Source organism: Streptomyces sp. NPDC058525 (assembly GCF_042719495.1).
Taxonomy (GTDB): Bacteria; Actinomycetota; Actinomycetes; order Streptomycetales; family Streptomycetaceae; genus Streptomyces.
Window position 1 is genome coordinate 51,949 of record NZ_JBHXNP010000050.1, and the last position, 9,128, is coordinate 61,076.

At 72.0% G+C, this 9,128-nt stretch carries 10 protein-coding genes and 1 pseudogene; 3 read left to right on the top strand and 8 right to left on the bottom strand.

Features of this window, described 5'->3' with window-relative positions; translation table 11 throughout:
* Positions 1-124: 124 nt before the first annotated feature.
* From hisF to hisD, 8 genes are read right to left on the bottom strand one after another with little or no spacing between them, the layout of a single operon-like run.
* The gene (gene hisF / locus ACFWP3_RS23115) at positions 125-880 is read right to left on the bottom strand and encodes an imidazole glycerol phosphate synthase subunit HisF (RefSeq protein WP_384224136.1); all 756 of its coding nucleotides are present in this window, start codon (positions 878-880) and stop codon (positions 125-127) included.
* Positions 877-1,266, bottom strand: a complete 390-nt coding sequence (locus ACFWP3_RS23120; protein WP_384224139.1) for a RidA family protein — start codon at positions 1,264-1,266, stop codon at positions 877-879. The genes hisF and ACFWP3_RS23120 overlap by 4 nt, the downstream gene beginning before the upstream one ends.
* Positions 1,263-2,000, bottom strand: coding sequence for a bifunctional 1-(5-phosphoribosyl)-5-((5-phosphoribosylamino)methylideneamino)imidazole-4-carboxamide isomerase/phosphoribosylanthranilate isomerase PriA (priA, locus tag ACFWP3_RS23125; protein WP_384224141.1), 738 nt, complete (start codon positions 1,998-2,000; stop codon positions 1,263-1,265). The genes ACFWP3_RS23120 and priA overlap by 4 nt, the downstream gene beginning before the upstream one ends.
* On the bottom strand, positions 2,000-2,650 hold the full coding sequence (hisH, locus tag ACFWP3_RS23130; RefSeq protein WP_384224144.1) for an imidazole glycerol phosphate synthase subunit HisH: 651 nt from the start codon (positions 2,648-2,650) through the stop codon (positions 2,000-2,002). Before hisH ends, priA begins: the two co-directional genes overlap by 1 nt.
* On the bottom strand, positions 2,647-2,814 hold the full coding sequence (locus ACFWP3_RS23135) for a hypothetical protein (RefSeq protein ID WP_031148344.1): 168 nt from the start codon (positions 2,812-2,814) through the stop codon (positions 2,647-2,649). The genes hisH and ACFWP3_RS23135 overlap by 4 nt, the downstream gene beginning before the upstream one ends.
* A 1-nt stretch (position 2,815) precedes the next feature.
* Positions 2,816-3,409 (bottom strand): imidazoleglycerol-phosphate dehydratase HisB, encoded by a 594-nt coding sequence (hisB, locus tag ACFWP3_RS23140; RefSeq protein WP_384224146.1) that lies wholly within the window; start codon positions 3,407-3,409, stop codon positions 2,816-2,818.
* A complete protein-coding gene (locus tag ACFWP3_RS23145; RefSeq protein WP_384224148.1) occupies positions 3,406-4,515 on the bottom strand; it encodes a histidinol-phosphate transaminase in 1,110 nt (369 codons plus the stop codon). Before ACFWP3_RS23145 ends, hisB begins: the two co-directional genes overlap by 4 nt.
* Positions 4,512-5,852 (bottom strand): histidinol dehydrogenase, encoded by a 1,341-nt coding sequence (gene hisD / locus ACFWP3_RS23150; protein ID WP_384224151.1) that lies wholly within the window; start codon positions 5,850-5,852, stop codon positions 4,512-4,514. Before hisD ends, ACFWP3_RS23145 begins: the two co-directional genes overlap by 4 nt.
* Before the next feature lie 138 nt (positions 5,853-5,990).
* Between hisD and ACFWP3_RS23155 the strand changes: the two are divergent.
* From ACFWP3_RS23155 to ybaK, 3 genes and pseudogenes are all read left to right on the top strand, one after another.
* A pseudogene (locus ACFWP3_RS23155) lies at positions 5,991-7,614 on the top strand (oxidoreductase).
* A gap of 34 nt (positions 7,615-7,648) precedes the next feature.
* Complete coding sequence (locus ACFWP3_RS23160; protein WP_384224153.1) at positions 7,649-8,386, top strand: LON peptidase substrate-binding domain-containing protein; 738 nt, start codon at positions 7,649-7,651, stop codon at positions 8,384-8,386.
* Positions 8,387-8,399: 13 nt separating this feature from the next.
* Positions 8,400-8,897, top strand: a complete 498-nt coding sequence (gene ybaK / locus ACFWP3_RS23165; protein WP_384224155.1) for a Cys-tRNA(Pro) deacylase — start codon at positions 8,400-8,402, stop codon at positions 8,895-8,897.
* The last annotated feature ends 231 nt before the right edge of the window (positions 8,898-9,128 follow it).

Genomic DNA, 9,128 nt, shown 5'->3' on the forward strand with positions numbered 1-9,128 from the left:
CCCGTCTCCTCGGCACCGTTGCTGATGAGAGCCAGGTTAGGGGTCAACTCCAGTTCGCCGCAGGGCTTTCTCGAGAAAAGACTTCCGTCATCTTGAGAAAGCCCCGCGGCGGAACCGGCCGGTCTCAGCGCACCGGGTGGCCCGCCTCGCGGAGGGTGGCCTTGACCTCGGAGATGCGCAGGTCGCCGAAGTGGAAGACCGAGGCGGCGAGGACCGCGTCGGCGCCCGCCGCGATGGCCGGCGGGAAGTGCTCCAGCTTGCCCGCGCCGCCCGAGGCGATGACCGGGACCGTCACGTGCCTGCGTACGGCCGTGATCATCTCGGTGTCGTAGCCGTCCTTGGTGCCGTCGGCGTCCATGGAGTTCAGCAGGATCTCACCGGCCCCCAGTTCGGCCGCCCGGTGGGCCCATTCGACGGCGTCCATCCCGGTGCCCTGCCGGCCGCCGTGGGTGGTGACCTCGAAGGAGCCCGAGGCGGTGCGGCGGGCGTCCACCGACAGGACCAGCACCTGTCGGCCGAAGCGCTCCGCGATCTCCTGGATGAGCTCGGGGCGGGCGATGGCGGCGGTGTTTACGCCCACCTTGTCCGCTCCGGCGCGCAGCAGCTTGTCGACGTCGTCCGCCGTGCGGACGCCGCCGCCGACGGTGAGCGGGATGAAGACCTGCTCGGCGGTCCGCCGCACCACGTCGTACGTGGTCTCGCGGTTGCCGGAGGAGGCGGTGATGTCGAGGAAGGTCAGCTCGTCGGCGCCCTCGGCGTCGTACAGCTTGGCCATCTCCACCGGGTCGCCGGCGTCGCGCAGGTTCTGGAAGTTGACGCCCTTGACGACCCGGCCGTTGTCCACGTCCAGGCAGGGGATCACCCGTACGGAGAGGGTCATGCGGACGCCTCCTTGTATGCCTCGACCTCCACCTCGACGACCATGCCGGGGTCGACGAAGCCGGAGACGATGATCATGGATGCCGCCGGGCGGACCGCGTCGAACAGCTCCTTGTGGGCGCGGCCCACCTCGTCCACGTCCCGGGCGTGCGTCAGGTACATCCGGGTGCGCACCACGTGCTCGGGGCCCAGACCGGCCTCGGCGAGCGCCTTGAAGGCCACGCCGAAGGCGGTCTTCGCCTGGTCGTACGGGCCTCCGCCGTCGGCCGCGGTGCAGCCGGAGACGAGGACGAGGCCGTTGGGGAGCTGGACGGCGCGCGAGTAGCCGATGACGTCCTCGTAGGGGCCGCCGGAGGAGATGCGGCGCACTTCGGAAGGGCTGCTCATGCGTTGACCACCTTCAGGGCTTCTTCCAGGGTGAAGGCCTTGGCGTACAGGGCCTTGCCGACGATCGCGCCCTCGACGCCCAGCGGGACCAACTCGGACAGGGCCCGCAGGTCGTCCAGGGAGGAGATGCCGCCGGAGGCCACGACGGGCCGGTCGGTGGCGGCGCAGACGTTCCTCAGCAGCTCCAGGTTGGGGCCTGTGAGCGTGCCGTCCTTGCCGATGTCGGTGACCACGTACCGGGCGCAGCCCTCGGAGTCGAGGCGGGCCAGGGTCTCGTACAGGTCGCCGCCCTCGCTGGTCCAGCCGCGCCCCTTGAGGGTGGTGCCGCGGACGTCGAGGCCGATCGCGATCCTGTCGCCGTGGTCGGCGATGGCCTTGGCGGCCCACTCGGGGGTCTCCAGGGCGGCGGTGCCGAGGTTGACGCGGGTGCAGCCGGTGGCGAGGGCCGCGGCGAGCGAGGCGTCGTCGCGGATGCCGCCGGACAGCTCGACCTTGATGTCCATGGCGCGGGTGATCTCGGCGACCAGGGCGCGGTTGTCACCGGTGCCGAAGGCGGCGTCGAGGTCGACGAGGTGCAGCCATTCGGCGCCGGAGCGCTGCCAGGCCAGGGCCGCCTCGAGCGGGGAGCCGTAGGAGGTCTCGCTGCCGGACACCCCGTGCACGAGGCGGACGGCCTGGCCGTCGCGGACGTCGACCGCGGGGAGGAGTTCCAGCTTCGCTGCGGGCTCGGTCATCACAGGGTCTCGATCCAGTTGGTGAGGAGCTGGGCTCCGGCGTCGCCGGACTTCTCGGGGTGGAACTGGGTCGCCCACAGGGCCCTGTTCTCCACCGCCGCGACGAACGGCTCGCCGTGCGTGGCCCAGGTGACGCGGGGGGCGCGGATCGCCGGGTTGGTGACCTCCAGGCTCCACTCGCGCACCGCGTAGGAGTGCACGAAGTAGAACCGGGCGTCGGCGTCCAGGCCGGCGAAGGCCTGGCTGTCGGCCGGGGCCTCGACGGTGTTCCAGCCCATGTGGGGGACGATCGGGGCCTTGAGCGGGCCGACGGTGCCGGGCCACTCGTCGAGGCCCTCGGTCTCCACGCCGTGCTCGATGCCGCGCTCGAAGAGGATCTGCATGCCGACGCAGATGCCCATGACCGGGCGGCCGCCGGACAGCCGGCGGCCGATGATCCAGTCGCCGCGGGCGTCCTTGAGGCCCTGCATGCAGGCGGAGAAGGCGCCGACACCGGGGACGAGCAGCCCGTCGGCGTCCATGGCCTTGTCGTAGTCGCGGGTGATCTCGACGTCGGCCCCGACGCGTGCCAGGGCCCGCTCGGCGGAGCGGACGTTTCCGAAGCCGTAGTCGAAGACCACGACCTTCTTGGTGGGGCGTGCTGCGCTCATTCCCAGATTCCTTGGATTCGCAGGACTCCGGCGGCCAGGCACATCGCGGAGCCGATGGCGAGCAGGATGACGACCGACTTGGGCATCTGCTGCTTCTGGAAGGAGTAGACGCCGCCGGCCAGGAACAGGCCGAGGACGATCAGGATCGTGTTGAGCCCGTTCACGCTAGAGGGCGCCCTTCGTGGAGGGAAGGATGCCGGCCGCGCGCGGGTCGAACTCGGCGGCGTAGCGCAGGGCGCGCGCGAGGGCCTTGAACTGGCACTCCACGATGTGGTGGGCGTTGCGGCCGTACGGGACGTGGATGTGCAGGGCGATCTGGGCCTGCGCGACGAAGGACTCGAAGATGTGCCGGGTCATCGTCGTGTCGTAGGCGCCGATCATCGGGGCCATGTTCTCGGGCTCGGTGTGCACGAGGTAGGGGCGGCCGGACAGGTCCACGGTGACCTGGGCGAGGGACTCGTCGAGCGGCACGGTGCAGTTGCCGAAGCGGTAGATGCCCACCTTGTCGCCGAGGGCCTGCTTGAAGGCGGCGCCGAGCGCGAGGGCGGTGTCCTCGATGGTGTGGTGGGTGTCGATGTGCAAGTCGCCGTCGGTCTTGACGGTGAGGTCGAAGAGGCCGTGGCGGCCGAGCTGGTCGAGCATGTGGTCGAAGAAGCCCACACCCGTCGACACGTCGACCTTGCCGGTGCCGTCGAGGTTTATCTCGACGACGACGGAGGTCTCCTTCGTGGTCCGTTCGACCCGTCCGATGCGGCTCATGCGTGCTGCTCCTTCTTCAGTGCGCGAACCGCTTCCAGGAACGCGTCGTTCTCTTCCGGGGTGCCGGCGGTGACCCGCAGCCAGCCCGGTACCCCGTTGTCCCTGACCAGGACACCCTGGTCGAGGATCTTCTGCCAGGCGGCGTGCGAGTCCTCGAACCTGCCGAACTGGACGAAGTTCGCGTCGGACTCGGTGACCTCGTAGCCGATGGCCCGCAGCTCGACGACCAGGCGGTCGCGCTCGGCCTTGAGCTGCTCGACGTAGCCGAGCAGGGTGTCGGTGTGCTCCAGGGCGGCCAGCGCGGTCGCCTGGGTGACGGCCGACAGGTGGTACGGCAGGCGCACCAGCTGGACGGCGTCGACCACGGCGGGGTGGGCGGCCAGGTAGCCCAGGCGCAGGCCGGCGGCGCCGAAGGCCTTGGACATGGTCCGCGAGACCACCAGATTCGGCCGTCCCTCGATGAGGGGCAGCAGCGATGCGCGGTGGCTGAACTCCACGTACGCCTCGTCCACGATCACCAGCGAGGGCTTGGCGGCCTGGGCGGCCTCGTAGAGGGCCAGGACCGTCGCGGCCTCAACCGCAGTGCCCGTGGGGTTGTTGGGCGAGGTGATGAAGACGACGTCCGGGGCGTTCTCGGCGATGGCCTGCTCGGCCGCCGCCACGTCCACGCGGAAGTCCTCGCGGCGCGGGCCGGAGATCCAGCCGGTGCCGGTGCCGCGGGAGATCAGCGCGTGCATCGAGTACGAGGGCTCGAAGCCGATCGCCGTGCGTCCCGGCCCGCCGAAGGTCTGCAGCAGCTGCTGGATGACCTCGTTGGAGCCGTTGGCGGCCCAGACGTTCTCCCGCGCGACCGGGTGCCCGGCCGTACGGGTGAGGTAGGCGGCGAGCTCGGTGCGCAGCTCGACCGCGTCCCGGTCGGGGTAGCGGTTGAGGGTGCGGGCGGCCTCGGCCACCCGCTCGGCGATCCGCGCGACGAGCTCGGCGGGCAGCTCGTAGGGGTTCTCGTTGGTGTTCAGCTGGACGGGCACGTCGAGCTGCGGGGCGCCGTACGGGGTCTTGCCGCGCAGCTCGTCCCGGATGGGGAGGTCGTCGATGCCGATGCTCACTGCTTGGGCACCTTCCATCCGAAGCGCGCCTTGAGGGCGGCGCCGTGCGCGGGCAGGTCCTCGGCCTCGGCCAGGGTCACCACGTGGTGGGTGACCTCGGCGAGGGCGTCCCGCGTGTAGTCGACGATGTGGATGCCGCGCAGGAAGGACTGCACGGACAGGCCGGAGGAGTGGCAGGCGCAGCCGCCGGTGGGCAGCACGTGGTTCGACCCGGCGCAGTAGTCGCCGAGCGAGACCGGGGCCCACGGGCCGACGAAGATCGCGCCGGCGTTGCGTACCCGGGCGGCCCAGGCGGCCGCGTCGGCGGTCTGGATCTCCAGGTGCTCGGCGCCGTACGCGTCGACGACCTTGAGGCCGTCCTCCAGGCTGTCGACCAGCACGATCGCGGACTGCTTGCCCGCGAGCGCCGGCTTGATCCGGTCGTGGATGTGCTTCGAGGCGGCGACCTGCGGCTCCAGCTCCCGCTCGACGGCGTCCGCGAGCTCCGCGGAGTCCGTGACGAGGACGGCGGCGGCCAGCGGGTCGTGCTCGGCCTGGCTGATCAGGTCGGCGGCCACGTGCACCGGGTCGGCCGTGGAGTCCGCGAGGACCGCGATCTCGGTCGGGCCGGCCTCGGTGTCGATGCCGATCTTCCCGGTGAAGTAGCGCTTGGCGGCGGCGACCCAGATGTTGCCGGGGCCGGTCACCATGTTGGAGGGAAGACAGTCTTCGGTCCCGTACGCGAACATCGCCACTGCCTGGGCACCGCCCACCGCGTACACCTCGTCCACGCCGAGCAGCGCGCACGCGGCGAGGATCGTCGGGTGCGGCAGACCCTCGGCAGGGTCTCCTTCAAAAGCGGGCTTCTGCGGCGGGGACGCGAGCGCGATCGACTCGACGCCTGCCTCCTGGGCCGGTACGACGTTCATGACGACGGAGGACGGGTACACCGATCGGCCACCCGGGGCGTACAGCCCCACGCGCTCCACCGGAACCCACTTCTCGGTCACGGTGCCGCCGGGGACCACCTGGGTGGTGTGCTCGGTGCGGCGCTGGTTGCGGTGCACGATCCGGGCGCGCCGGATCGACTCCTCGAGGGCGGCGCGGACGGCCGGGTCCAGCTGCTCCAGGGCGGCCTCGATGGCCTCCGCGGGCACCCGGACCTGCGAGAGCTCGACCCCGTCGAACTTCTGCGCGTACTCGATCAGCGCCGCCGTGCCACGATGATGGACGTCCTCGCAGATGGGCCGCACCTTCTCCAGGGCAGCTTCCACGTCGAACTCGGCACGGGGCAGCAGATCGCGCAGGGCGCCACCCTCGGGGAGGGCGTCACCGCGCAGGTCGATACGAGAGATCACCTCCCAATTCTCTCAGACCGCCCAGCGGCACCGTTCGCCCGTATCACTGGCTGATACACGCCCCGGTTGTCACAGCCCCCCGATAGCTTTGATCACAGACGCTTTGACGCGTACGGGTGACAGCGGAGGGGGGCCGCCATGACCGAGGCACGCGCCGGTGAGGAACCGGCGGATCTCACTGCCGCGGAGCACCGCATGTGGGAGGCGTACCGCACGGGCAGCGTCTGCGATCTCAATCCCCCCGGCCGCCGCCGGGAGGGGCCCCCGGGCGCAGCGGACCGGGACGATCCGCACGCCGAGCACGTCTGGGGCCCCGAGCGCAGCGTCCGCGCCCAGGTGGTGGCCCTGCTGCTGTTGCACGGGCCGGCCCCGGTGCCGGGCCGGGTGGCCTCGCTCAAGCTGCGCGGCGTGCGGATCACGGGGCGGCTCGACCTGTCCGGGGGCACGGTCGGCCCGTACGTGGAGCTGCAGTCCTGCCGCTTCGACAGCGAGATCCAGCTGTCCGAGACCCGCTTCGGCACCCTGCGCCTGATCAACTGCGCGATCCCCCGGCTGGAGGCGGCCCGGCTGCACACCGAGGGCGATCTGCACCTGCCGCGCTGCCGGGTGGCGCGCGGCATCCGGCTGACCGACGCGCAGATCGGCACCGACCTGCTGATCAGCCAGGCGGTGGTGCAGCGGGACACCCGGGGCCGGGCGATCACGGCCGACGGGATGTCGGTGGCGCAGGACTTCCAGGGCGAGCTGCTGGAGACGTACGGGGAGGTGAGCCTGCGCGGCGCGACGGTCGGCGTGTCGATGAACATGCGCGGGGCCCGCCTGCGCAATCCGTACGGGAAGTACGCGCTGAACGCCCCGCAGCTGACCGTCGAGCGGACCTTGTACCTGACCTCGATCGCGCTGGACTACGTGCCGGGGTCGAACTCCTCCACTCCCCCGTACGGGCTGGGGCTGACGCCGACGCGGGGGCAGCGGGCGCGGCGCTTCGAGTGCCCGGGGCGGGATGCGGCTGGACGACGGCCGCTTCGGCGACGCCATCGACTTCTTCGGGGCCCGCTTCGTGCTCACGGAGGAGCAGGAGATATCCCTGCGCAGGATCCAGACGCCCGAGTTCCGCTTCGTGGGCGAGCGGCCCGAGCGCGGGCGGGTCGTGGTGTCGGGGGCGAAGGTGGTCAAGCTCGTCGACACCTCCACCAGCTGGCCGGGCCCGGGCGGGGTGTCGATCGAGGGGTTCGTCTACGAGAACCTCGCCCCGCGGGGCCACTTCCCGCTGTCGCGCCGGCTCGAGTGGGTGGAGGCGGCGACCCCTGAGTACTCCCCCGAGCCGTATGAGCGCCTGGCGGCCGTACTGCGCGCCGGCGGGGAGGACGCGGACGCGCGCGAGGTGCTGCTGGCCAAGCAGCGGCGCCGCCGGGGCACCCTGCCCCTCGCGGCCAAGGCCTGGGGCCACCTCCAGGACTGGACGGTGGTCTACGGCTACCGGCCGGGCCGGGCCGCGCTGTGGATGGCGGTGCTGTGGGCGGCGGGCGCGCTGATGTTCTCGCAGCACCGGCCGCCCCCGATCAAGGAGGACGAGCACCCCGAGTGGGACGCCGCCCTGTACGCCCTGGACCTGATCCTCCCGGTGATCGACCTGGGCCAGCAGGCGCAGTGGAAGGTGGCCGGCGGATGGCAGTGGGGAGCGGCGGCGCTGATCCTCCTGGGATGGATCCTGGCCACGACGGTGGCGGCGGGGGCGTCCCGCGTGCTGAGGCGAGGGTGACGGCGCCGGCCCGGCGGCCACTACCCTGTGCCTCGTGACCACCGTTCGCCTGCCCCTCTTCCCGCTGAACTCGGTGCTGTTCCCGGGACTCGTCCTCCCGCTGAACATCTTCGAGGAGCGTTATCGCGCCATGATGCGCGAGCTGCTGAAGACGAGCGAGGACGAGCCGCGCCGTTTCGCGGTCGTCGCCATCCGCGACGGCCGCGAGGTCGCGCCGACCGCGCCCGGCCTGCCCGACCAGACGTCCCTGCCCGAGCGGGGCCCGGCCGCGGGCTTCGGCGCGGACCCGGTGCAGGCCTTCCACCGGGTGGGCTGCGTCGCGGACGCGGCGACGATCCGCGAGCGGGAGGACGGCAGCTTCGAGGTCCTCGCGACCGGCACGTCGCGGGTCCGGCTGCTCTCGGTCGACTCCTCGGGCCCGTTCCTCACGGCGGAGCTGGAAGAGCTCCCGGAGGACACGGGCGACGGCGCGGGCGCCCTGGCCGAGGGGGTGCTGCGGGCGTTCCGCAACTACCAGAAGCGGCTGGCCGGGGCCCGTGAGCGGTCCCTGACGGGTGCGGAGCTCCCCGACGACCCGTCGGTGGTCTCGTACCTGGTGGCAGCGGCGGCGGTACTGGACATCCCGGCCAAGCAGCGGCTGCTCCAGGCCCCGGACACGGCGACCCGGCTGGCGGAGGAGCTGAAGCTGCTGCGCGCCGAGACGGCCGTGATCCGCCACCTGCCCTCGCTGCCCGCGGTGGACCTGACCCGCACCCCGACAAGCCCGAACTGAACCGACTGGACCGATGGCGAAGAAATCCAAGCAGGCGGCGGCCGGAACCCCGGCGATCGCGGCCCTCACGGCGGCGGGCGTCGCCTTCACGACCCACGCCTACGAGCACGACCCGTCGCATCCCTCGTACGGGGAGGAGGCCGCGCAGGCGCTCGGCGTCTCGCCGGCGCAGGTCTTCAAGACCCTGGTCGCGGACGTGGACGGGGTCCTGACGGTGGCGGTGGTCCCGGTGTCGGGATCGCTGGACCTGAAGGCGCTGGCGGCGGCGGTGGGCGGGAAGCGGGCGGCGATGGCCGATCCCGCGGCGGCGGAGCGCACCACGGGCTACGTGCGGGGCGGCATCTCGCCGCTGGGGCAGCGGCGGGCCCTGCGGACGGTGCTCGACGCCTCTGCTTCGGCGCACGCGACCATCTGCTGCTCGGCCGGCCGCCGGGGCCTGGAGATCGAACTCTCCCCGACGGACCTGACCACCCTGACGAACGCGACAGTGGCCCCCATCGCCCGCCCCTAGCCCCCGGCGGCCCACCACCACCCCACCCAGGCTCCGCGCCCCCTGCCCCCCGCTGCGCAGGCTCCGTGGGCGCTGCCCACACCCGCGCCTCAAACGCCGGCGGGGCTGGAGTTCGCCCCCGTACGCCTACACGTGGGGTTCCGCCACCCAGCGTCCCGGCCGCTCCTCGTAGGAGGTGGACGGCGGGACGCTGTCCTGCATCCAGGTCTGCAGCATCGGTCCGTCCATGAC

Excerpts from the sequence above, each read along its gene's own strand:
- ACFWP3_RS23120 (WP_384224139.1), bottom strand. The coding sequence starts at position 1,266 with ATGAGCAGCCCTTCCGAAGTGCGCCGCATCTCCTCCGGCGGCCCCTAC.
- hisH (WP_384224144.1), bottom strand. The coding sequence starts at position 2,650 with ATGAGCGCAGCACGCCCCACCAAGAAGGTCGTGGTCTTCGACTACGGC.
- hisB (WP_384224146.1), bottom strand. The coding sequence starts at position 3,409 with ATGAGCCGCATCGGACGGGTCGAACGGACCACGAAGGAGACCTCCGTC.
- ybaK (WP_384224155.1), top strand. The coding sequence starts at position 8,400 with ATGGCGAAGAAATCCAAGCAGGCGGCGGCCGGAACCCCGGCGATCGCG.
- priA (WP_384224141.1), bottom strand. The coding sequence starts at position 2,000 with ATGACCGAGCCCGCAGCGAAGCTGGAACTCCTCCCCGCGGTCGACGTC.
- hisF (WP_384224136.1), bottom strand. The coding sequence starts at position 880 with ATGACCCTCTCCGTACGGGTGATCCCCTGCCTGGACGTGGACAACGGC.